We start from the raw sequence: 24,253 nt of genomic DNA, 5'->3' as shown, positions 1-24,253 counted from the left end.
GGTGACGTGCAAATCACATCACCCCAACATTTGACTTAGAACCTTAAATATTGCACCGTGAGAGATTCCTATAATGTAGACTTTTCTTCTTGGCTTAATGTCCGACGTTTCAGTAGGCATCGCGATGTGCTTAGTACCATTGCCATCACACCGCCAATCTAGCGCTCTAGAGGGCGTTTTTGTTCATCTAGCGTAAAACCTTCGCCCATGACATCGTGAACATCGGTTAGAGAAACAAATGCGTGTGGATCCACGGATGTAATAATATTTTTTAAACGAACAAGTTCATTTTTACCAACAACACAATAAAGAATTTCTCTATCAGACTTTGTAAAATGACCGTAACCTCTAAAAACAGTGACACCGCGATCCATATCCGCTGTAATTTTTGTAGCGATTTCATCTTGCAATTCGGAAATAATGAATGCCCCTCTAGCTGCGTAAGCACCTTCTTGAACAAAGTCAATGACTCTTGAACCAACAAATAGTGCAACGAGCGTATACATCATCGAGCGATGGTCCAGATAAACGGCCCAAGAAACCAAAATGACAAGCGCGTCGAATAAAAACATTGTCTTTCCCATACTCCAACCAATGTATTTATGGGCGAGACGTGCGATAATATCAACACCACCTGTTGTTCCTCCATTCCTAAAGATGATTCCGAGTCCGACACCGATAAACACGCCGGCAAACAAGGCCACCAGGAACATATCATCTTTTAAATGGATATCAATCTGATAAATCATGAAAACTTTCAAGAAAATCGACACTGCGACAGTTCCAATAACCGTATAAATAAATACTTTTTTACCTAACAATTTCCATCCGATAATGAACATTGGGATATTCAGGAGAAGATTCATTATTGCGGGATCCCAATCGAAAGCGAACAGTAGAATCAGTGTAATCCCAGTGAATCCTCCCTCAGCAAGTTCATTTTGAATGTTGAAGTGAACGAGTCCGAAGCTGAAAATTGCAGCACCGAGAATGATGAAAAAGATATTTTTGAACTTAATTCCTTGAAACATTTCGTGCACACCTTCCTTTTTAAAACGCTAGGGTTATTATCATCTATAATTTTTATTTTGACAATACTGTTATTAATTAATACGATGGTAGTGGGAGTTGACGCAAATGGAACAATCACAAACAATGGAGAACTTACAACAAGAAGTGGATCTGTACATTAATAGCTTTGAAGAAGGTTACTTCCCACCGATGGAACTAGTTGCTCGGATGACTGAAGAGCTTGGAGAATTATCGCGGGAAGTGCAGCATGTATACGGCATGAAAAAGAAAAAATCCACTGAAGCGGTAAAGTCACTTGAAGAAGAAACTGGAGATTTGTTGTTTGTTCTTATTTGCTTCGCTAATTCACAAGGAATCAGTTTAGAAAAAGCACTTACGGATGTTCTCGAAAAATTCAAGAAACGGGACACCGATCGCTGGACCAAAAAGGAGGAAATGATTTGACGATAAAAGTTGCAATCGCTGGGGCACGCGGCCGATTAGGTAGCGCAGCATTAGTATCAATTATGAATACGCCTAATATGGAAGTCATTGCTATTCTTGATTATAAGTACGATGGACAATTTTTACATGGAACTGATGTAAATGAAGAGCCGGGAGGTATTCCAATTTATACTTCTCTTGAAGGATTGGCAAATACGAATAAACCTGATGTACTCTTAGATGTTACTGATCCGGAAGCTGTTTTTAAAAATGTTCATGATGCCATAACCCTAGGAATCCGACCAGTCGTTGGCACATCCGGACTCTCTAAGGATAATATTGCCCTTTTAACAGAGCTGGCAGCAAACAATCAGACGGGAGGCATTATTGCCCCGAACTTTTCTATTGGAGCCGTGCTTATGATGAAGTTTTCGGCAATAGCAGCACGTTACTTGGGTGATGTCGAAATCCTAGAAATGCACCATGATAAAAAAGTCGACGCTCCTTCAGGAACTGCAGTGAAAACTGCCGAAATGATTAACGCGGTCAGAGATGAACATATACAAGGACACCCTGATGAAAAAGAACATCAAGCCGGTGCACGCGGTGCAGATATAAAAGGCATGAAGATACATAGCATACGACTACCCGGTTTACTTGCGCATCAGGAAGTATTGCTCGGCGGAGACGGTGAATTGCTTAGTATCCGCCATGATTCATTCAATAGGAATTCGTTCATGCCAGGAATTCTTATGGCAATCCACAATGTCATGGAACGAAAAGACCTTGTCTATGGACTAGAGAATTTTATCGATTAATACTAGAAATCTATAACTGTAAGTCGGAAGGGGTGCTGTGATTGAAAAAATTGAAAGTAGGTGTCATCTGCTATCCCTCCCTCGGGGGTTCCGGAGTAGTCGCGACTGAACTCGGTAAAATGATGGCGGATCGAGGCCACGAAATGCATTATATTACATCCAGCAAACCATTCCGTTTTCTGGACACACATCCTAATATTCAATTTCATGAAGTTACAATTGATGGCTATTCGGTATTTAAATATCCTCCCTATGATATTGCGCTGGCCAACCGCATTGCAGAGGTGATTGAAACAGAAAAACTAGATCTTCTGCATGTTCATTATGCTGTACCCCATGCTATATCTGCGGCACTCGGCAAAGATATGGCAAATTCGACAATTGGTGTTATTACAACACTACATGGAACAGACGTAACGATTCTTGGCCATGATCCAGGACTTAAGAATACAGTTCGTTATGGAATTGATAAATCAACAATTACAACCACAGTTTCTGAGTCTCTCCGGCTTGAGACCTTAGAATTAATTAAACCGAAAAAAGATTTGATGACAATATATAATTTCATCGATGAAAACAAGTATCGGCCATTGGATCCCGGGACTTTGAAAATTGACTTGGGAATCAAACCAGAAGAAAAAGTTATTATCCATATTTCAAATTTCCGGAAAATCAAACGGATTCCCGATATTATACACAGTTTTAAGGAAATAATGACAGAGATTGACGTAAAATTGATTTTGGTCGGGGATGGACCCGAGCGAATTGATATGGAAAAGCTTGTGATGGAGTTAGGTTTGCAGGGAAATGTTATATTCACTGGAAAAAGGGATGATTTACCTGAGCTATTGGCAATCAGTGATTTAATGTTCCATTTATCGGAAAAGGAAGCTTTCGGTCTTGTACTATTGGAGGCACTTGCATGTGGAGTTCCATCTATCGCAACAGATACGGGTGGAATTCCAGAAGTCATTAATGATGGTATCAATGGCTTTATTGTAAAAGTAGGAGACAGGCATGCAGCGGTTGAAAAAGCGCTCATATTATTGAAAGACAGAGAATTGCATGCAACTTTCAGGGAAAATGGTTTGGCTTCTGCATCTGATAAGTTCCATTCATCCACAATTGTCGACCAGTACGAAAATCTTTATTATGAAGTGGCGGGAAATAGATGACAGTTAATTTCGGATCTGTACCTAGCCGTGAGGTTATTCATTCACTTGAAAGTGCGGGATATGAAGCTGTTTTTGTTGGAGGCGCAGTGCGCGATTCTTTGTTAGGTAAAAATCCAACAGATATCGACATTGCTACTTCTGCTGAACCTGCAGAAGTGAGAGCAGTATTTCCGATGACCGTAGATATAGGGACCAAACATGGAACTGTGCTTGTGCTGATGAAAGGTGAACCTATAGAAGTAACGACATACCGGACAGAAGGCTTATATACAGACCATCGCCGCCCTGATGAAGTACGTTTCGTAAAATCTTTAGCGGAAGATTTACGGCGCCGAGATTTCACGATGAATGCACTCGCAATGACAATTGATGGAGAACTGATTGATCTCTTCGGTGGCAAAGCGGATATGACAAAACGAATTATCCGGGCCGTAGGAAATGCAGCAGATCGATTTAAAGAGGACGCGCTTCGGATGTTCAGAGCAATTCGATTCACTGCTGTCCTAGATTTTGAAATCGAAGAAAAGACATTTGAAGCAATCCGTCGCAATGCTGAACAGATTCGATACATTTCTGTAGAACGGTTAAAAGCTGAAATGGATAAACTATTTTCCGGCAATTATCCTATAAAAGCTTTTCTATGCATACAAGAAACAGGGATAGCTTCACATTTACCATTATTTCCGAAAGACATAGAGAAACTAAATAAGACTGCACCTTTTGAAACGCCGAGTGAAGGCTGGGCTTGCTTTATGGTTGCGGGAGACTTCTCACCATCAGAAATCGTAAAAGCATATAAATTGTCGAACGTTGATAGGATGTTCCTTAGTTCAGTAAATGATGTATACGCAAATCGACTAAATCGACAATTCACTGTTGACGACTATTACTTAAATGATTTGTCAGTCCTTTTAACGACGGAAAAGATTTTCTCGACGTTCCATACTCACCAAGAAACAATTATGGCTACAGAAATTAAACGAATGAAAGAATCGCTACCAATTCAGTCAATAAAAGCTCTTGCTGTCGACGGTCAAAAACTGATGGAGTGGACAAATCAATCAGGAGGTAGATGGCTTGGTGAATGGATTGGAAAGATTGAAAAAGCTGTCCTACACGGTTCACTTGAAAATGAGCCCAATGACATAAAGGAATGGTTTCTAAATGAATTCACTGGTAAAAAATGAATTGTTAAAAAGGCTGTTTGACGCAGAAGGTGAACCCGTTTCTGGACAAGAGATTGCCGATCAGTTCGGGTTATCGAGGACCGCCATCTGGAAATATATAAAAGAACTTGAAATAGAAGGTTACGAAATAGGGACAATCCGAAAAAAAGGTTATTATCTCATCAACTCACCAGACCGGGTGAACGAAGCAAATGTACAAAAACATTTGAATACTAAAAGTTATGGTCGACACATCCATTACTTTGAAACGTGTAAATCGACACAATTCATTGCACATGATGAAGAACAGAATGGTGCACTTAATGGAACTGTTGTTATATCTGAAGAACAGACTGCTGGGAGAGGACGAATGGCGCGTCCGTGGAACTCTACAGCGGGCAAAGGTATCTGGATGAGTGTAATTACCAGGCCGACATTAACGCCTCAACAAGCGCCACAGATGACGTTAGTTGCGGCGGTTGCAGTTACGCGAGCCATTCAAGAAATGACAGGAATCGATCCAGATATTAAATGGCCGAATGACATTTTGATCAACGGTAAAAAAGTGACTGGAATATTAACTGAACTTCAGGCGGACCCTGATCAAGTAAAAGCAGTTATTCTAGGAATCGGTATGAATGTGAACCAAGAAAAAACGGATTTTCCGGAAGAACTGCAAGACATTGCGACATCCCTTAAAATAGTTACCGGTAAGTCGGTCGACCGTGCGCAACTTATTGCAAAAACCCTTGGATTTCTCGAAATCTACACAGACTTGTATGTTAAACACGGTTTTGGACCAATCAAGCTGTTATGGGAAGGCTATTCGAACACAACGGGGAAACAGATACGAGCTGTCATGTTGAATGAAACAATTGTAGGTACTGCACTTGGGATATCGGATGATGGGGTCTTAGAATTGAAGCTCAGTGACGGTACAATTCGAGGAATCTATTCAGCAGATATTGAAATCACAAAGTGATAGGTATACATTGAACTTTCAATTTGTTATAGTAAATCCAAAGGGCGGTATCTATTGTGAGCTGCACCACTTTTGAAATACGAATACCTAAAGTTTAATATGATCTGCCTTGATCTTAACGAAAAGACAGGGACGGAGGAAACCATCACATGATGATACAACCCTTCTGTCCATTTTTGGCACAGAAGGGTTTTTATATCCGGTTTCTTCTCAAAAGAGAGGGGAATAGTAAAATGAAGAGTACACTAAATTTTATTAAAATGAAAAAGACCAGTGAAAAGATTGTCATGTTGACGGCATACGATTACCCGTCAGCGAAGCTTGCGGAAGAGGCGGGAGTCGATATTATTCTTGTTGGTGATTCACTCGGAATGGTTGTACTTGGCTATGATTCAACCATCGCTGTAACAACAGAGGATATGATTCACCATGGCAAGGCGACTAGGAGGGGGGCAAAGGATACCTTCATCGTTGTCGATATGCCATTTGGGACGTATCATGGCTCTGCGGACAGTACGTTAACAGAAGCGGTCCGGATTTTCCAACAAACAAATGCAAATGCATTAAAGCTTGAAGGTGCAGGAAACGTAATTGAAACGATTCGGTTGCTCACTGGAACAGGAATTCCAATTGTTGCTCATCTAGGCTTGTTGCCACAATCTGCATCGGTTGTCGGTGGTTATAAAGTACAAGGGAAAACGGCGGAAGCCGCGAAAAAGCTTATCGATGACGCCCGTGCATGTGAAGAAGCTGGAGCATTCATGATTGTATTGGAATGTATTCCCTATCAACTTGGTGAGGAAGTTTCAGCCGCTGTTTCAATCCCAGTAATCGGCATTGGTGCTGGAGCAGGAACAGACGGTCAGGTACTTGTATTCCATGATACTATTAAATACGGAAGTCACCATGTCCCTAAATTCGTGGAAACGTATGCAGATGCCGGAACGGTTATTCGTGACGGGTTGAACAAGTACGTGACATCAGTAAAAGATGGTTCATTCCCTTCGGAACAACATCGTTTTACGATGGAGGAAGAAGAATTGGTTGCATTGTATGGTGGCAGTGGAGGTGACAAATGAAATGAATGTTGTTCGAACGATATCTGAATTACAAAGTTTGATTGATCGTAATGCACGTTCAGGCTCTACAGTCGGTTTTGTACCGACGATGGGTTTTTTGCATGACGGTCACTTATCGCTCGTGGAGCAGGCGAGAGGGCAAAATGACATCGTCGTCATGAGCATTTTCGTCAATCCTGCTCAGTTTGGTCCAGGGGAGGACTTTGATGCATATCCCCGTGATGCAGAAAGAGATGCTAGTTTAGCAAAAAAGGCAGGCGTGGACATTCTTTTCATGCCTACACCGGAAGAGATGTATCCACAAGATGGCGGCATTCGAATTCTGCCAGGTCCTCAAGCGAATACATTGTGCGGAGCATCACGTCCAGGTCATTTTGATGGCGTTTTGAAAGTCGTCTTGAAGCTGTTCAATATCGTCGACCCTGACCGTTCCTATTTTGGTATGAAAGATGCCCAGCAACTTGCGATTATCGAGACGTTTGTACGGGACTTTAACTTAAGAACATCGATAGTTCGGGTTCCAATCGTCCGCGATCAGGATGGACTCGCGAAAAGTTCCAGAAATGTTAAATTGACTGCGACGGAACGTGCGCAAGCCCCAGTTATTTGGCAGGCACTCGAAAAAGCTGTTTCATTGTTTAAAGAGGGTGTGCCGAATGATGAAATTGAACGGATAACGGCAGCACATATTGTCAACAATAGCTCTGGCCTGGTGGATTACATATCTCTTTTGTCTTACCCAGCACTTACAGAATATGAATTCTCTGCAGATGAGGCAATTCTTGCCTGTGCAGTAAAGTTTGGAAATACAAGATTGATAGATAATATTATTATGTCAACAAAGGATGGTTATCATGTTCAGAATGATGATGAACAGTAAATTACACCGTGCAACTGTAACAGAAGCAAATCTAAATTATGTAGGCAGTATAACAATCGACAGTGAGTTACTAGAGATTGCAGGAATGTTGCCAAATGAAAAAGTACATGTAGTTAACAACAATAATGGAGCACGGTTTGAAACGTATATTATTGCAGGGGAACGCGGAAGTGGTGTCATCTGTGTGAACGGAGCGGCAGCAAGGCTTGTACAACGCGGTGACATCGTCATTATCCTGTCCTATGTTTATATGTCAGACGAAGAAGCAAGTACGCATGAGCCAACAGTTCTTATTATGGATGATAAAAACCAGGTAAAAGAAATTATTCGGGAAAAGCAGGGTATGGCCCTCTAATCTATAGGGCTCATTTGGAATCAGTTACTTGATTTCAAATGAGCTTTTTATGATTTTTTTCAATCTGTTGGGGATTTGCACTAACTTAAAAGCCGGAATGTGATACAATCTGCATTAGTATGATAAACAGGAAGTTGATGATCGAATGCACAATAAAACCTATGCAGTCGTTGATTTAGAAACAACCGGTCATTCACCGGCAAAAGGGGATCGGATGATTCAAATCGCGGTTGTATTTATTAAAGAAGGAAAAATCGGCGATAAGTACGTCAGCTTTATAAACCCTGAACAAAAAATCCCTGCTTTCATCCGTCATTTGACAGGGATTTCTGATGAAGATGTGAAGGATGCACCATCTTTTGAAGAAATCGCAGCTGAAGTCGCCACTCTATTGGAAGGAACTGTATTTGTTGCGCATAATACGGATTTCGACCTATCCTTTCTTCAAAGCGAATTTGCAAGATGCGGAATCGCGATGTGGACAGGGAAGAAAATCGATACAGTAGAATTGTCCAAAGTCTTAATACCATCCGCTCCGAGTTACAGACTGCAGGATATTACCGAAGAACTAGGCATACCATTGGCGTCTGCACATCGCGCTGATGAGGATGCAGAAGCAACTGCGAAGTTATTTCTAATCTGCATGAAAAAGTTATACGCATTGCCGGAGGATACACTAAATCTCTTACATCGCAGATCATTTCGTTTAAAATCTGATCTATCGACACTTTTTCATGAAGCGCTCAAAATTGCACGGACGAAAAGTACAGGTAATGAGTTTTCATTTTTCCGTGGTATACCCTATCGCAATGTGGTGATGCAACAACCTGAGAACTTTGTAAATCCGGTATATCCCAGTGACAATGAAAAAAAAATAGAGCAATTAAAAAAAGCTTACCCAGAGTTTGAACATAGAGATTCTCAAATTGGATTTATGGATGAAGTGTGGGATACCTTGTCTACACAAACTGAAATTATTGCAGAAGTTCCGACTGGGATTGGAAAGACGATTGGTTATCTAGTACCAGCAGCCATACATTCAATACGGACAGGGAAGCCAGTTGTTATTAGCACATACACGAATCATCTGGCTGATAAAATCATGGAAGAGGAACTCAGGAAAGTACAATTAATTCTTGATTGCAATGTGACGGCGACATTGCTTAAAGGAAGAGAGCAGTACATCTCACTTGGTAAATTCGAGGAACTTCTTAGAATTGCCGACGAATCGTACGATGAGACATTTACAATAATGCAAATCCTTGTCTGGCTTACAGAAACCGTAACAGGTGATTTGCAAGAGATTAATGTTTCTGGCGGTGGACAGTTATTTGTCGATCGAATTAGAAAGCGAACGAATAAGCTTGCGTGGGATGAACAAATTGCTGATTATCACTATAAACTACTCCAAGGGTCCGAACATTCAAATTTAATCATTACAAACCATGCAATGTTGCTGTCGGATTTGAATCGCGAACAAAGTATATTCATTTCACTAGCCGGAGTAGTTGTTGATGAAGCACATCAATTTGTACAAGCTGCAACCTTTATGAATGAAACAGTGTTTTCGTACACGAATTGGAAATATGTTCTTGGACAGCTTGCTTCAGAAACATCCGGACAATTGTTGCAGCAAATTGACAAGCTGAATAACAAATTTGGAACCGATGGCTTTCACAATAAAGAGTTGCTGGATTCCGCATTTATCAAATTCCTAACTTTGTTCGATCATGCGATTTCCACTTTGACTGGTTTCAATCCTCCAAGACGTAAAAGACATCAAGGAAACAGAGTCGTTTATTCACTCTCTGAATTGGAATATAATCAATCGCATTTTTCGAAAGTTGCTATAGCATTGTCTGATTACATTAGAAAAGCTGAATCTTTCACGCATGGTTTATCGAACCATTTAGATAATTTGACGCGTGATGAACAGGCCATTCTAGCGGAATGGAATTTCTGGGTACAAGAACTGACTATCAAAGCCGGTGAATGGGTAGAAGTTTTTCTTGATTACAACATGGAAGATTTCACTGTCTGGATGGAAAAAGATTTACGAAGTGTTCCAGGAAGCCTAACTGTTATTAAACGCTCATTGGATGGGTCTCAGCTGATTCAAAAGTTTACCAATAGGATGAAAAACGAACAGACTGGAATTGTATGGACTTCAGGTACACTTAGAGTTCCCGGAAATGACCGTTTCATATCTAGGCAACTTGGCATAGATGATTCGATTCCGCTTGTAACATTTGATGCGCCTGCCCATTTCTATGAAGGTGCAGAAATATTCATTGTTGAGGACATGCCTGATATCCAGCATGTCAGTCAATCTGATTATGTTGAAGCCGTTACAGATGCGGTGATTCAGACAGTAATGGCAACGGGTGGAAGGCTATTTGTTCTGTTTACATCCCAAGATATGTTAAGAAAAACATATGAACTTATTACAGAAAGTGAACAGTTAGAAGGCTATGCGCTATTTGCACAAGGGATAAGTTCGGGGAGTCGAATTAGGCTTTTGAAGTCTTTCAGACAGTTCAACAATTCTGTCCTTTTCGGGACCAATAGTTTCTGGGAGGGTGTCGACGTACCTGGGGATGCTCTAACAGCGGTGATTGTTGTAAGGCTTCCATTTTCATCACCGGAAGAACCTGTCTACAAAGCTCGAGCGGCCAGAATGACTGAAGCTGGATTAAACCCGTTCACGGAACATGCACTACCGGAAGCGGTTATGAGACTCCGTCAAGGCTTTGGGAGATTGATTCGATCATCTTCAGATAGAGGTTTTTTCATTATATTGGACAGAAGGATTGAAACGAAAAAGTATGGTAAGCGATTCCTTGAAGCTTTTCCAGACGTGCCTGTGAAAAAAGTGTCGTTAGATCATATGGTTAATGAACTCGAAAATTGCTATAATGATTAGGTAGGTAATTAGTAGAAAATATTTCTTAAAGGTTCGGGACGTGAAGTAATATGTTGAACTGGATAAAATTCATCATTGTCTTCCTATTAATGTTAACAATCGTCATAACTGTCACTGTTTTTTATAATGCTGATAAGCCTTTTTCATCAGCAGAAAAGAAAGCCATCGAATCCGCGGTTCAATCGGGACAACTCGTTTCTGCAAGTTCAGCTACTGTCTTTAATGGTACTGTTCCGAGTGTAACTGTGTTTGGTGTAGACAAAGACGGGGTAGAAAAAGCTGTTTTCATCGACGGGAAATTGAAAGACCGCTATAAGGAAGTCAAGTTGTCTGAAGGAATCACAGCAGAAAAAGCAATCGCAAACGTAAAAGAAGAATTGGATGTAAAAAAGATTCTTCATGTCACGCTTGGAATTGAAGGAGACAATGCAGTTTGGGAAGTAGTTTTCAAAAGTGAAAACGATAAACTGAATTATGTCTATGTCTTTTTCGAGGACGGACAATGGTGGAAACGCATTTTGAATCTCTAAAGGAGCGATTTAATTGACGAAATCATTAGCAGCGAGGGTAAATACGCTTACACCATCAACAACGCTTGCCATTACGGCGAAAGCGAAAGAAATGAAAGATTCAGGCATCGATGTCATTGGTCTTGGTGCGGGAGAACCGGACTACAATACGCCAGCTAATATTATTGAGGCAGCTTACACTTCCATGAAAGATGGAAAAACAAAGTACACACCCTCGGGTGGGTTACCAGCGCTCAAAGATGCAATCATCCAGAAGTTAAAGCAAGACCAACAGCTAAACTATACTGGGAAAGAAATCATGATTGGGATTGGCGCTAAACACGTATTGTATACGCTGTTCCAAGTTTTACTCGATCCAGGTGATGAAGTCATCATACCAACTCCTTATTGGGTCAGTTATCCCGAGCAGGTAAAGTTGGCAGGCGGAGTTCCGGTACATATTGAAGGGACAGCTGCGGCACAGTTTAAAGTAACCGCAGAACAAATTCGAGAATCAATTTCTTCTAAAACGAAGGCAGTAATCATCAATTCACCTGGGAATCCAACAGGTATGATTTATTCTAAAGAAGAATTGCTGCAAATTGCGGAAGTATGTAAAGAGAAAGATATCTGGATCATTTCGGATGAAATATATGAGAAACTCATTTATGGTGATGAAAAGCATATTTCAATAGCACAACTTTCTGATGATGCTAAAAGTCGTACACTTCTCATTAATGGTGTTTCGAAATCACACTCAATGACAGGGTGGCGTATAGGTTACGTCGCAGGGGATGAGGTAGTAGTAAGTGCCATGACGAGTTTAGCGAGTCACTCGACATCGAATCCTACGACGACTTCTCAATATGCTGCAATCGAGGCTTATAATGGTCCCCAAGATACAGTAGAAACAATGCGTGCAGATTTTGAATCGCGTATGGAACGGGTCTACCCGCAATTAGCGGCAATTCCTGGATTTAACGTGATTAAACCTCAAGGCGCTTTCTATCTACTTCCTGAAGTATCTAAAGCAGTTAATAAAACAGGGTTTGCTAACGTTGATGAATTTGCAGAGGCATTATTGACGAAAGCAAATGTCGCTGTTATCCCGGGATCTGGTTTTGGATCACCTGATACAATTCGCTTGTCTTATGCAACATCAATCGAACTGTTGGAAGAAGCGATTCGACGAATTCGTGTATTTGTAGAAGCAAACTGGAAAGATTAAAAATAGAGATTAAATTCTTGGAGGTTATTATGAAAACAATCATGATACATGAAATGCCAAACCATGCAGGCGAAACAGTTCGTATTGGTGGATGGCTAGCCAACAAACGTTCTAGCGGGAAGATTGCATTTCTACAACTTCGTGACGGTTCTGGATTCGTACAGGGAGTAGTCGTTAAAGAAGCGGTTGGCGAGGATCTATTTGCTAAAGCAAAGTCAATTACACAAGAAAGTTCACTTTATATTACAGCAGAAGTAACTGTGGACGAGCGTTCAACTTTCGGCTATGAGCTACAAGTGAAAGATATTAAAGTCATTCATGAAGCGGTAGATTATCCAATCACGCCGAAAGAGCATGGTACAGAATTTTTAATGGATCACCGCCATTTATGGCTCCGTTCACGTAAACAGCATGCAGTAATGAAAATTCGTGACGAAGTCATTCGTGCAACATATGAGTTTTTCCATATGAACGGATTTGTCAAAGTAGATCCACCGATATTGACAGGTTCTTCTCCAGAAGGAACATCCGAATTGTTCCAAACAAAATATTTTGATGAAGATGCATACCTTTCGCAATCAGGTCAATTGTATATGGAAGCTGCAGCGATGGCACTTGGAAAAGTATTCTCATTCGGTCCGACATTCCGTGCAGAAAAATCGAAAACACGTCGTCACTTAATCGAGTTTTGGATGATTGAACCTGAAATGGCTTTTGTCGAGTTTGATGAAAGCTTGATAGTACAGGAACAGTATGTGACGCATGTTATTCAATCAGTTTTGCAAAACTGTGCAATTGAATTAGAAAGACTAGGCCGCGATTTGTCTAAACTTGAAAAAATCCAAGCACCATTCCCTCGTATTTCATACGATGATGCTATCAAATTTTTGAATGAAAACGGATTTGATGATATTAAATGGGGAGAAGACTTTGGAGCGCCACACGAAACAGCAATTGCAGAAAGTTATGATTCACCTGTATTCATCACACATTACCCAATAGGCATTAAACCCTTCTATATGCAACCGCATCCTACAAGGGATGATGTTGTTTTGTGTGCTGATTTAATCGCTCCCGAAGGTTATGGAGAAATTATTGGCGGATCTGAACGTATTCATGACTATGAGCTGATGAAACAACGAATTAAAGAACACAACCTTGATGAATCTGCTTATGAATGGTATTTGGATCTTAGTAAATACGGAGCGGTTCCACATTCAGGATTTGGACTTGGACTTGAGCGTACAGTCGCATGGATTTCAGGTGTGGAACATGTTCGCGAAACGATTCCATTCCCACGTCTATTGAATAGATTGTACCCTTAAAACTTTTTGATTTTAATAGAAGAGAGGGGTTCGGTCATGCAACACGAAGAACGACTCCGGATTTGGATTGAGCAGGGAAATGTTAACATTTCCCAGCTTTTTTTTCACCATTATAAGAGTCTTGGAATAAAAGATTTGGACGCGATGCTAATCATGCATATGACGGCTTATAAATCAGAAGGGAATCATTTCCCAACACCTACTGATTTTACTAGTCGAATGGATTTGTCTGAAAACGAAGTATCCATGGTATTACAACGCCTGATGCAACGCGGTTTTCTCCAAATTGGTCAAAATGAGGATCAAAAAGGTGTATTGTATGAGACATTCTCTTTGCTACCACTCTGGAATCGTTTAGTTGATCATATTGAGCTTGCGACAAATGAGGTTGAGGAAGAGACCCATAAGAATGCAGAAGGAGAAATTTTTTCGCTATTTGAACAAGAATTTGGACGGTTTTTGTCACCAATGGAATGCGAATCAATAACGATGTGGCTTGATGATGATGGCCATACTGTTGAAATTATCCGTGCAGCATTAAAAGAAGCTGTTATTGCTCAAAAACTTAGTCTGCGGTATATCGATCGGATTCTTTTCGAGTGGAAGAAGAAAAATGTTAAAACAATGTCTGATGTTGAACGTCAAACAAAGTCTTTCCGAACGGTAGGACCGCGACCATCTCAGCAAAATGAAAAAACTGTTTCGGTAAAACGTGTTCCATTCTATAATTGGCTGGAAGAACGGGATTAGGTGGGATACCATGCTGACGAAAAAACAATGGGGATTTTGTCTGGAGCAATTCGGTGAAATGTTTCCAGACGCGCACTGTGAATTGGTGCATGACAATCCTTTTGAATTAACAATAGCGACGCTTCTATCTGCTCAATGTACGGACGTTTTAGTGAATCGAGTAACGGCGGAACTATTTAAAAAATATAAAACACCTGAGGACTATCTTGCGGTTGATGTCGAGGAACTGCAAGGGGATATCAGGTCAATCGGATTATTCCGGAATAAGGCAAAAAATATTCAAGCACTTAGCCAATTATTGATTGATAATTATGGTGGGGAGGTACCCCCGAATAGGGATGTCATGATGACGCTTCCAGGAGTGGGTCGTAAAACAGCAAATGTGGTCGTGTCAAATGCTTTTGGTATACCTGCTCTTGCTGTCGATACACATGTTGAACGTGTAGCGAAACGACTAGGAATGAATAGGTGGAAAGACTCGCCCATTGCAGTTGAAGAAAAAATTATGCGGTGGACTCCGATTAATAAATGGACAGATACGCATCACCAAATAATTTTTTTTGGTAGATACCACTGCAAGGCGCAAAACCCTGGATGCAATGTTTGTCCGCTATTGCCGTTATGCAGAGAAGGAAAGAAAAGGATGAAAGAGAATGCTGAGTGAAGTAAACCCTATCGACAAAGAGCTGCTAACTCCCTATTTTGATAAATGGGAGACAGTTCGTGAAGAAATAGAGACTTTTTATCAACAAAAAGATCATCAAGCCGTAGAGTTAATGGAGTCGGCAATTGAGAATTACAATGTCTTGCTTGAGCAAGGTGGAAGTAAGTTTGATGACCGTAAAGGAAAGGTTGTTTATACACTTTTACCTTTGAATGGTGAGGAACGTTTTGAGTTTGTAAAAGATAAAATAGCCAGTCATTATGCTTATATTCAATTGGATGCGCTCTTTACGGAAACAAAAAAGAAAACTGCAAGACTTTCAATACAAAAGAAATAAAAAACAGAACCTCAGATGTGTTTTGCATCTGAGGTTCTGTTTTTTTGTCTGGATTTCATGGCATTTCCACAATTGACTAATAACACATTTAAAGAAGTGTGTTACATTTTTGATTATGGGTTACTATCGTTAGATGTGCCTTCTGTGCCTTCTGTGCCTTCTGTGCCCTCTGTGCCCTCTGTACCAACATTTGGATCAGGGATCGTTCCATCATCAATAACAGAACCATCGCCTGTGCCATCTACATTATTGTTGTTCCCGTTATTTCCATTATTGTTGCCGTTGTTCCCGTTATTTCCATTATTGTTGCCGTTATTCCCGTTATTGCCATTGTTATTATTGTTATTTCCGTTATTCTCGTTATTCTTGTTATTCTCATTATTGTTGCCGTTATTCTCATTGTTCCATTCTTCACCGTCAGGATTTTCAGTTTCTACTTCATCCTCATCCACTTCAGGTATGTCTTCAACAACATCTTCGATTTGCACTGTAGTAGATGCTGCGCCACTTTGCAAGTCACCGAGTTTGGCAATTACAGAGAATGTATATTTCCTGCCTGACTCTGCGCCAGAGAACGTGACAGAAGTATCTCCGGTTGTTGTCATTACCTGCATATCCCCACCATCTGCTCCTACTAATACGGTAAACTCGACGTTATCTTCTACATCGCCAAAGTCAGAAGCACTATGGGCCCAGTTCAATTTAATAGAACTGGAGGCACTGTCATATTCAGCTGTTAGACTGTTTGGCGCTTCCAATTCGATGATTTTTTCTCTAGCAACTTCTACAGGGACAGTCCCGCGTACGAATAACTCCGTCCGTTTTAAGTTCCATGGTGTGGAGGAACTTGCTAGAATAAGTGGATCTGAACCATATTGAATTGTAGCCTCTTCAACGGAGGAGGGTTTTTTAAATTGTGCTGTATTTTTCCCAGAAGATATGGATGACATGACTTGTTTAAACAAATCTTGTGGGACGTATCGTTCCCCTTCAAAACTCTCCATTGCAGAACGATCTTGATAACCGCCCCAAACTGCAATTGTGTAGTCGGTAGTATAACCCGCAAACCAAGAATCCTGTGCTCCTTCTTTGTCTGAGAAGTTAGTTGTACCTGTTTTACCGGCTACATCTAGCCCTTGAATGGCTGCTCGTTTTCCAGTACCATTGCCAGTGAAAACGTCTCGAAGGATATCTGTAATCATATAAGCTGTTGAATCTTTCATAACTTCAACAGGATTGGGAGTCATGTTAAGATCAGTTACCCCATCACGATAAACAATTTTTTTAATGGAATGTGGCTTTGTGTAAATACCACCATTACCGAATGGGGTATAAGCACCCGCTATTTCAATTGTAGAAAATTCATCCGTTCCTCCTAGCGCATTCGAAGGGTATTCATTTTTGAAATCTAAACCGAGTTTAGCCGCAAAATCTACAGCTTTCTTTCGACCGACTTCCTCATAGGTTTTCACTGCGGGGACGTTGCGTGAAGTAGCTAGCGCTTCACGCATTGTAATTGTACCCTTATATTTTCTATCCACATTACGAACGGGTTGTGCAGGTTTGGAGTCTTTATAATTGTATGCTTCATCATGCATAGTCTGACCAGTAGACCAATTCAAATATTCAACTGCAGGACCATAATTAATAATCGGTTTTATAGCTGAACCTGGTTGACGTTTTTCTGCAGCGGCAAAGTTTAAAAGTCCTGTTGAGAAATTTCGACCTCCACCAATTGCCACGATTCCACCAGTTTTCGTATCTAGGACAGTTAACGCACCTTGCATTTTGTCATTAGCGAAGATGTCTGATTTGAGAGCATTTTCGACAGCCTGTTGAGCCTCCACATCTAATGTTGTATGAATTGTGACGCCGTCTGAAAGTATGTCTTGCATTCCTGCATCTTCCAGTTCGGTTAATACAATATCGACAAATGCAGCATATTTTGTATTGTCATTAGCTTTCCTTTTCTCTTCAGCAAGAAGTGTGCCTGTTACAGGAATTGCTATTGCCGCTTCCATTTCTTCTTTAGAAATTTTTTCATGCTGGTGCATTAGCCCAAGTACAATGTCACGGCGTTTTTTGGCACGATCTGGATTTTTGTATGGATTGTATCCGTTTGGACTTTGCGGTAACCCTGCTAACATAGCGACTTCGTGTAATTCAAGTTCATTCAATTTTTTACCATAAAAATAGTTGGCAGCTGTTCCAAAACCATAATTATTTCCGGACATCAAGATTTTATTGAAATACATTTCAAAGATTTCTTCTTTTTCATATTTGCGTTCAAGTTTATTGGCAAGCCATGCTTCTTGTGCTTTCCTTTTAAGGGTTTTTTCTGTGGAAAGGAATGAGTTCTTAATGACCTGTTGTGTCAGGGTACTTGCACCTTGTGAACCGAATCCATCTCGGAAGTTTGCAATGACTGCTCCACCAAGTCGCCAAAAGTCCATTCCTTGGTGGGAATAGAATCGAACGTCTTCCGTAGCCAGAATGGCGTCTTCCATAATTTTTGGAATTTCGCTATAAGGAACAAATTCTCTTTTTTCTGTTCCGGACTTATAAATAACATTATCATTTTTATCTAAAATCTCAGATGATAGAGGGTCCTTCAAAAGATTTTCATCTAAATCGGGTGCCGAACTTGCATAAAAAGTGAACAGGCCAGCACCACCGATGAGTATGACAAATGCGACTGCAATAACTGCAAGAATTAACTTTTTAAAGATGCCCTTCTTTTGTTTCGGCTTTTTATCTTTCTTTTTTGTACGTTCTGCCTCCATGCTCTTTCGTCTAGCAGTTCTTGAATTTATATTTTCGCTCATATCTCTTCCTGCCTTTCAGTAGCTTCGTTAGGTGACGATAATATATCCGACACCGCTTGTAAATATTCGATTCTAGGGTTGAAACTAGGGAAAACTTCTATCGCCATAGTTTCAAACTCTGTAAGTGTGATTGATTTTCTACCGCCTGTCTGCATTCTCTCCCAATACATTTCAAAATTATGATAGGGGACGATAAAATATCGGTCAAGCGAAGTGAACTTTATAATGAAAAATACAACTCCATTTTGTTTCGCAACAGATTTCATATGAACCACTTGGTGGTCATGGATATTTTGTAAAGGGAAGGAGGTTAGACTTTTTGTCTCCTTCGCTTCAAAATCGATATACTTCCCTTGCCACACTCCGTTAAAGTCTGTTGTAGACGGTGTCCGAAAGTAAGCTTCTGTGATGACAGCGGCGCTTCTTGCAGGGTAATTCACGTTTACGACTTGTATGGGCACAGGTTTTTTATGAATGACAGCAATACCGCGACTCAAATAGTATTCATTGGTTTCATTCAGTTCATCCTCTAACGACTTACCACGATTACTGAAAGAAAGATCGATTTTTTTTTGAGCTACGTTTCTTTGAACGGGTATATATTTCCTGCCGTTCGGATAGCGTATTGTCATAGATACCACCTCACATCTGACCATTATACCACATGGATTAGACGGAATAGAAAAGGGAAAGTTGCAACCAATAATATGGTTCAACAACAATTTCTTTTCCGTCAAGAAAGATTCATTGTACTGCAATTTGAGAAAAGTAGATATTTAGATGATTCTCTGAGAGAATTGAATGAGATGATGTAATAGGAGTAATGCAATTGATGTCTTATCATGTTTAATGGAAATTGTTTTAAAAAAGGACTTGAGAGACCTTCAGGAATATATGTTCGTTGTTATTTGGTGAATCGGCTTCATATCTGATAAAATAGAAGGACTGCAAGGGAAGGATGAAAGAATTTGATAGATTTAATAGAGAAAACAGAAAAACTACTTTCTGTCTGTAAAGAATGTTTTGAAAGACTAACATATATGAGGGAACTCGACCGGGAACCTGACTTTTTTATAGAAGTGAAACCTTATGCGGATAAATACCACACACTGCTCGATGAATGGACTGAGGAAGTATCTCAATTTATCAAGACAGCAAAACCTAAATATGTTCATCCGATTCAAATTGAAACACTGAACGACTCAATGAAGCAATTCATCGTGCAATCATTTTATCAAAAGACCGGCAAAAAACGATTTATCCTTTCTATCAATTCTGCAGAATATACATTGAAGACTATTCTGGACGCTCTGCATCTAGAGCAAGAAGGAGATAGGAAATGACAAAGAAAATTGCGGTTCACGAAGTATTAAGAATACTACGTTCTGATCCATCATTTTCGGATAATGTCATTCATTATAAAACGATTGCAAGTAAAGAAGCGAAGTACGCAGAATTTCCAGACAAACTTCATCCGTCAATCATTAAAGCACTTTCATCTAAAGGCATTGATAAGTTATACAGTCATCAAAGAGAAGCCTACGAACTGGCATCGTCAGGAAAGTCGTTCACAGCTGTGACTCCGACTGCATCCGGAAAATCCTTATGTTATCATTTGCCTGTTATGGATTGTATCCTTGAAGATGATACTTCCAGGGCAATTTATCTGTTTCCGACAAAAGCGTTAGCGCAAGATCAGCTTGCGGATCTCCATGATCTAATAGAAGCAAGTGGGGAGACAATCCTAAGTTATACGTATGATGGCGATACTGCTCCTGGATTACGTTCAAAAGTCCGGAAGTCCGGACATATTGTACTGACTAATCCAGATATGCTCCACTCAGGCATCTTGCCTCATCACACAAAGTGGGTTTCCTTATTCGAAAACTTAAAATACGTCATTATAGATGAGTTGCATACTTACAAAGGTGTCTTTGGCAGTCACGTAGCACATGTATTACGAAGACTGAAGCGTATTTGTAACTATTATGGAAGTGATCCGATATTTATCTGCACATCTGCAACAATCGCGAACCCGCAGGAACTAGCTGAGTCGCTCATAAACTCTGAGATGCAAGTGATCGTCAATAACGGGGCACCTGCTGGGAAGAAACATTTCGTCTTCTATAACCCGCCGGTCGTCCATCCGACATTCGGTATCCGGAGAAGTGCAGTGCTTGAAGTGCGGGATATCGCCAAGCTTTTATACAATGAAGGCATCCAAACAATCATTTTTGCAAAAAGCCGGGTACGGGTGGAGATGCTTGTCACGTATATGAAAGCTTTAACGAAGAAGAAATTATTCGATGAAACAGTTATGGGGTATAGAGGGGGCTATCTACCTTCAGAACGTCGTAAAATTGAAAAAGGGCTTCGCGATGGAGATATTCGTACCGTAGTTAGCACGAATGCACTTGAGCTAGGCATTGACATCGGGCAATTGCAAGCCTGTATTATGACCGGTTACCCGGGAAATATTGCAAGTGCATTTCAACAAGCGGGTCGTGCTGGGAGGCGGCAAGATGAAGCGCTTGTAATTTATGTTGCTCAATCTTTAGCGCTTGATCAATACATTATTGAACATCCCGACTATCTTCTGGGACAAACGCCCGAAGAAGTACGAATACATCCGGATAATATGTTTATTTTAATGGACCACCTCAAATGTGCCTCATTCGAGCTACCCTTTTCATCTACAGAGACCTATGGTGAATTCGAAGTACAGGAATTGCTCGCATTCTTGGAAAGCGAAGGTATATTGATAAAAACCACAGACAAATGGCATTGGATGACAGACAGTTTTCCAGCTAGTGAAATCAGCCTTCGTTCTGCATCGCAGGAAAACGTTATCATTATTGATAAAACCTATCCAAAAGAAACAAAGGTAATTGGGGAGATGGATCGTTTCAGTGCGATGACTTTGCTCCACGAAGAAGCAATCTATATTCATCAGGGCACACAGTTTCAAGTTGAGGAACTCGATTGGGCGGAAAAGAAGGCATATGTTAGTGAAGTTGATGTCGATTACTTTACGGATGCAAATCTTGCAGTTGAACTGAAAGTGATGAATGAGGATAATGTAGAACAGTTCGGTGATAATCATGCAGCTTATGGTGACATTGCAGTTCTTGCGATTCCAACGATTTTTAAGAAAATCAGATTCGATACGCATGATAATATTGGTTCAGGTCCGATTTCGTTACCTGCGGAGGAATTGCATACATCGTCAACTTGGTTCACTTTCGATATTCCAAAAGGGTGGACGCGTGCTGGATTAACGGATGCAATGACGGGTGCGGCTTATGCCATCCAATCTTTTATCCCGTTATTCGTCAGATGCGATAAGACAGATGTACATGTAGTACCACAAGTAAAAGCCATTCATACTGGAATGCCGACGTTCTTCATATATGACAGTTATCCAGGGGGGATTGGTCTGAGTGAAAAAATCTTTGAACAGTGGGATTTACTGCTCCGCCAAGCGGCTAATCATGTATCTAGCTGTCGTTGTGAATCGGGTTGTCCAGTTTGTATCGGTGCACAAGAAGCGGGAATGGGTATGAAAAAAGACGTTGGTTCTCTTCTTCACACATTGGCGGGAGGAGAATCCAATGTCTTATGAACAAAAATTAATGCAAATGAAGAAACTATTGAAGAAAAAAGACCAGAGTAAGATTCTTGAGAATGATTCTGAAGTTGTAAGGAATGTTCCACAACCACCGCCTTATGAACAACAATGGCTTGATGCGGGTTTGACAAAGGTCGTAAATAAACACGGCATTGTCTACAAGCGGGTTATTGAATACAACACCGACTATCGGCACGGACATATTATTCTGTCTGGTTTAAAGTCAATGCTTGAAAAATGGGGTGATTCGGGTGAAGTACATCCGCTTTCCCCTGATTTTTCTAAGCCTCTATTGTTCTTCGATACAGAAACCACTGGGTTAAAAGGTGCTGGTACACTGATTTTTCTAATGGGTTTTATGGAACAGACAGCATCATCTTTTAAAATGACGCAGTATGTACTTCCAGGTCCAGATCACGAAACTGCATTTCTTTATGAAACGGGATTATGGAAAAAACCGTTGACCCTCGTTACGTATAATGGAAAAAGTTTTGATATTCCAATGGTTGAAACAAGGTGGACGATGAACCGCAAAGAATTACCCCCGCTTATAAAGCATAAACAAATTGATTTATTGCACGGTTCTAGACGGATTTGGAAGGGTGAAATGGCTACATTCAGACTACCGGACATAGAGGAAGAACAGCTCGGTTTTTTTCGCGAAGGAGATATGCCCGGACATATGGCACCAATCATCTATCAGGATGCAGTGAAAAATGGTCGTGCGGATCTTCTTATGAAAATTCTCGTCCATAATGAGTGGGATATACTTTCACTTGTTGCACTTTATATACGCTCTACTGATTTGCTGTTGAAAATGGATATTCCTGAATCAGCTATAACGCATACGAATATTGGAAAATGGTTTGGTGATTTGAAGTCTCACGATCGAAGTAAACAAATTTTTGAGCGTGTGATAACAGAATATGGGGTACATCATCCCATGACACATTTTTACTTTGGCTTTATTTTGAAAAAGGAACAGGCTTATAAAGAGGCAGTTTCTTCATTTACGATAGCGGCTGCTAAACTTACTGGTCGTGAACGAATTATCGCATTGGAGGAATTAGCGAAGCTATATGAGCATAAGCTGAAAGAGTTAAATAATGCATTGGACTCGACACAGGAAGCCATCAGGTATTTGAAAGAGGCCACCATCTTAACAGAAAAATTTCGGATTCGTTCAGGAGATGATTTTTCGAAGAGGGAAATTAGAATAAACAGAAAATTATTTCCCGGGCAAGCGCACAAATCGACAGGGAACTATTAATCATCCTATTTAAAAAGACAAGGTCAGTCACTATATGGTATAATTGACCTTATATAAACAGAGACGGAAGGGCGATTTTCATGGATACTAAATTGGATTCAAAAACAATTCTTGAGAAAGAATTTAAAACGGGCCTTCGAGGCTACAACCAGGAAGAAGTCGATCTCTTCCTAGATGATGTTATTCATGATTATGAGGCTTTTAAAAAAACAATTATGGATTTGCAACAAGAAAAGTCTAGGATGCAAAAAGAATTAGAGTCTGCTCAAAAACGACCTGCGGCTGGAAGCGCTGGTACAACTAACTTTGATTTGCTAAAGAGGATCTCAAATTTGGAGAAACATGTATTCGGAAGTAAACTTTTCGATCAAGAATAATATATTAGCCTAATTCATTATTGTAAAAGACTTAAAAGTAAGGTATACTGTAGATATCATAGTGCAAATTTAGGTAATCGCTGCAACATCCTATGTTGTAGAGGAAAGTCCATGCTCACACGGATCTGAGATGACCGTAGTGTTCGTGCTCGGCGAAAGAATAAGCCGTGGCATCGCGCATCGCGCGTTGACGGCGGGAATAAATCCTAAGTCTTCGGATATGGATGAGGTTCCCTGAACAGTGCCACAGTGACGTAGCTGATTCGGAAACGGGTCAGATGGAACGCGGTAAACCCCACGAGTGAGAAACCCAAACTATGGTAGGGGCACTCTTCCGAAGGAAATGAACTGAGGAAGAGACAAGCAATTTTTTGCTTGTAGATAGATGATTACCACCCTTAGTACGAGGCGCAAGCCGTTTGAGTACACGGGAACAAAACATGGCTTATCGAATTTCCTATGGTATTATTATTACAATGATTGCTCTCCTGAAACATGGGGAGCTTT

Annotated in this window: 22 protein-coding genes and 1 other RNA gene; 20 read left to right on the top strand and 3 right to left on the bottom strand. The window is 40.5% G+C overall.

Translation table 11 applies throughout. From position 1 onward, the window contains the following. Window positions 1-158: 158 nt before the first annotated feature. On the bottom strand, window positions 159-1,031 hold the full coding sequence (locus tag AC25Y5_RS07875; protein WP_488139820.1) for a YitT family protein: 873 nt from the start codon (window positions 1,029-1,031) through the stop codon (window positions 159-161). Between the two features lie 106 nt (window positions 1,032-1,137). On the opposite strand from AC25Y5_RS07875, the gene AC25Y5_RS07870 reads away from it, so the two are divergent. The 15 genes from AC25Y5_RS07870 to AC25Y5_RS07800 all read left to right on the top strand — a co-directional run bounded on the left by AC25Y5_RS07870 (window position 1,138) and on the right by AC25Y5_RS07800 (window position 15,646). Further along, window positions 1,138-1,476, top strand: coding sequence for a nucleotide pyrophosphohydrolase (locus tag AC25Y5_RS07870; RefSeq protein ID WP_488139819.1), 339 nt, complete (start codon window positions 1,138-1,140; stop codon window positions 1,474-1,476). Next, a complete protein-coding gene (gene dapB / locus AC25Y5_RS07865) occupies window positions 1,473-2,273 on the top strand; it encodes a 4-hydroxy-tetrahydrodipicolinate reductase (protein WP_482101864.1) in 801 nt (266 codons plus the stop codon). The genes AC25Y5_RS07870 and dapB overlap by 4 nt, the downstream gene beginning before the upstream one ends. 41 nt (window positions 2,274-2,314) lie before the next feature. Then, complete coding sequence (bshA, locus tag AC25Y5_RS07860; protein WP_488139818.1) at window positions 2,315-3,448, top strand: N-acetyl-alpha-D-glucosaminyl L-malate synthase BshA; 1,134 nt, start codon at window positions 2,315-2,317, stop codon at window positions 3,446-3,448. Beyond that, window positions 3,445-4,635 carry a CCA tRNA nucleotidyltransferase gene (locus tag AC25Y5_RS07855; RefSeq protein ID WP_488139817.1) on the top strand — a complete coding sequence of 397 codons (1,191 nt, stop codon included), beginning with the start codon at window positions 3,445-3,447 and terminating at the stop codon, window positions 4,633-4,635. Before bshA ends, AC25Y5_RS07855 begins: the two co-directional genes overlap by 4 nt. Continuing rightward, window positions 4,613-5,596: a biotin--[acetyl-CoA-carboxylase] ligase gene (locus AC25Y5_RS07850; protein WP_488139816.1), complete on the top strand. Its 984-nt coding sequence runs from the start codon at window positions 4,613-4,615 to the stop codon at window positions 5,594-5,596. Before AC25Y5_RS07855 ends, AC25Y5_RS07850 begins: the two co-directional genes overlap by 23 nt. Window positions 5,597-5,829: 233 nt before the next feature. Next, window positions 5,830-6,675: a 3-methyl-2-oxobutanoate hydroxymethyltransferase gene (gene panB / locus AC25Y5_RS07845; protein ID WP_482104429.1), complete on the top strand. Its 846-nt coding sequence runs from the start codon at window positions 5,830-5,832 to the stop codon at window positions 6,673-6,675. A gap of 1 nt (window position 6,676) precedes the next feature. Continuing rightward, window positions 6,677-7,555, top strand: a complete 879-nt coding sequence (panC, locus tag AC25Y5_RS07840) for a pantoate--beta-alanine ligase (protein ID WP_488139834.1) — start codon at window positions 6,677-6,679, stop codon at window positions 7,553-7,555. Continuing rightward, window positions 7,530-7,910 carry an aspartate 1-decarboxylase gene (gene panD / locus AC25Y5_RS07835; RefSeq protein WP_488139815.1) on the top strand — a complete coding sequence of 127 codons (381 nt, stop codon included), beginning with the start codon at window positions 7,530-7,532 and terminating at the stop codon, window positions 7,908-7,910. Before panC ends, panD begins: the two co-directional genes overlap by 26 nt. A 145-nt stretch (window positions 7,911-8,055) precedes the next feature. Beyond that, window positions 8,056-10,833 carry an ATP-dependent DNA helicase DinG gene (dinG, locus tag AC25Y5_RS07830; protein WP_488139814.1) on the top strand — a complete coding sequence of 926 codons (2,778 nt, stop codon included), beginning with the start codon at window positions 8,056-8,058 and terminating at the stop codon, window positions 10,831-10,833. Window positions 10,834-10,883: 50 nt separating this feature from the next. Further along, window positions 10,884-11,363, top strand: coding sequence for a cell wall elongation regulator TseB-like domain-containing protein (locus AC25Y5_RS07825; RefSeq protein WP_488139813.1), 480 nt, complete (start codon window positions 10,884-10,886; stop codon window positions 11,361-11,363). Window positions 11,364-11,376: 13 nt separating this feature from the next. Continuing rightward, the gene (locus AC25Y5_RS07820) at window positions 11,377-12,570 is read left to right on the top strand and encodes a pyridoxal phosphate-dependent aminotransferase (protein ID WP_488139812.1); all 1,194 of its coding nucleotides are present in this window, start codon (window positions 11,377-11,379) and stop codon (window positions 12,568-12,570) included. A gap of 29 nt (window positions 12,571-12,599) precedes the next feature. Then, window positions 12,600-13,895 (top strand): asparagine--tRNA ligase, encoded by a 1,296-nt coding sequence (gene asnS / locus AC25Y5_RS07815; protein ID WP_488139811.1) that lies wholly within the window; start codon window positions 12,600-12,602, stop codon window positions 13,893-13,895. 36 nt (window positions 13,896-13,931) lie between these two features. Further along, window positions 13,932-14,645 (top strand): DnaD domain-containing protein, encoded by a 714-nt coding sequence (locus AC25Y5_RS07810; protein ID WP_482101854.1) that lies wholly within the window; start codon window positions 13,932-13,934, stop codon window positions 14,643-14,645. A 10-nt stretch (window positions 14,646-14,655) separates the two neighbouring features. Then, window positions 14,656-15,309, top strand: coding sequence for an endonuclease III (gene nth, locus AC25Y5_RS07805; RefSeq protein WP_488139810.1), 654 nt, complete (start codon window positions 14,656-14,658; stop codon window positions 15,307-15,309). Next, entirely contained in the window at window positions 15,299-15,646 is a 348-nt protein-coding gene (locus AC25Y5_RS07800) for a YpoC family protein (RefSeq protein ID WP_488139809.1), read from the top strand. Before nth ends, AC25Y5_RS07800 begins: the two co-directional genes overlap by 11 nt. Before the next feature lie 113 nt (window positions 15,647-15,759). On the opposite strand, the gene AC25Y5_RS07795 is transcribed toward AC25Y5_RS07800, so the two are convergent. Both AC25Y5_RS07795 and recU read right to left on the bottom strand, forming a co-directional pair. Continuing rightward, window positions 15,760-18,471, bottom strand: coding sequence for a PBP1A family penicillin-binding protein (locus AC25Y5_RS07795; protein WP_488139808.1), 2,712 nt, complete (start codon window positions 18,469-18,471; stop codon window positions 15,760-15,762). Continuing rightward, a complete protein-coding gene (recU, locus tag AC25Y5_RS07790) occupies window positions 18,468-19,103 on the bottom strand; it encodes a Holliday junction resolvase RecU (RefSeq protein WP_482101850.1) in 636 nt (211 codons plus the stop codon). Before recU ends, AC25Y5_RS07795 begins: the two co-directional genes overlap by 4 nt. A 336-nt stretch (window positions 19,104-19,439) precedes the next feature. Here recU and AC25Y5_RS07785 point away from each other — a divergent pair, with 336 nt between their 5' ends. The 5 genes from AC25Y5_RS07785 (at window position 19,440) to rnpB (ending at window position 24,199) form a co-directional block, all read left to right on the top strand. Next, window positions 19,440-19,814 carry a YppE family protein gene (locus AC25Y5_RS07785; RefSeq protein ID WP_488139807.1) on the top strand — a complete coding sequence of 125 codons (375 nt, stop codon included), beginning with the start codon at window positions 19,440-19,442 and terminating at the stop codon, window positions 19,812-19,814. Then, entirely contained in the window at window positions 19,811-22,093 is a 2,283-nt protein-coding gene (locus AC25Y5_RS07780; RefSeq protein WP_482104421.1) for a DEAD/DEAH box helicase, read from the top strand. Before AC25Y5_RS07785 ends, AC25Y5_RS07780 begins: the two co-directional genes overlap by 4 nt. After that, a complete protein-coding gene (locus AC25Y5_RS07775; protein ID WP_488139806.1) occupies window positions 22,083-23,369 on the top strand; it encodes a ribonuclease H-like domain-containing protein in 1,287 nt (428 codons plus the stop codon). Before AC25Y5_RS07780 ends, AC25Y5_RS07775 begins: the two co-directional genes overlap by 11 nt. Before the next feature lie 80 nt (window positions 23,370-23,449). After that, window positions 23,450-23,746: a cell division regulator GpsB gene (gpsB, locus tag AC25Y5_RS07770; RefSeq protein ID WP_482101846.1), complete on the top strand. Its 297-nt coding sequence runs from the start codon at window positions 23,450-23,452 to the stop codon at window positions 23,744-23,746. A 65-nt stretch (window positions 23,747-23,811) separates the two neighbouring features. Then, window positions 23,812-24,199: RNase P RNA component class B (gene rnpB / locus AC25Y5_RS07765), an RNA gene on the top strand. Window positions 24,200-24,253 lie beyond the last annotated feature (54 nt).

Source organism: Sporosarcina sp. Y1011 (assembly GCF_057669885.1).
This window is presented reverse-complemented; position numbering and strand designations above follow the sequence as displayed.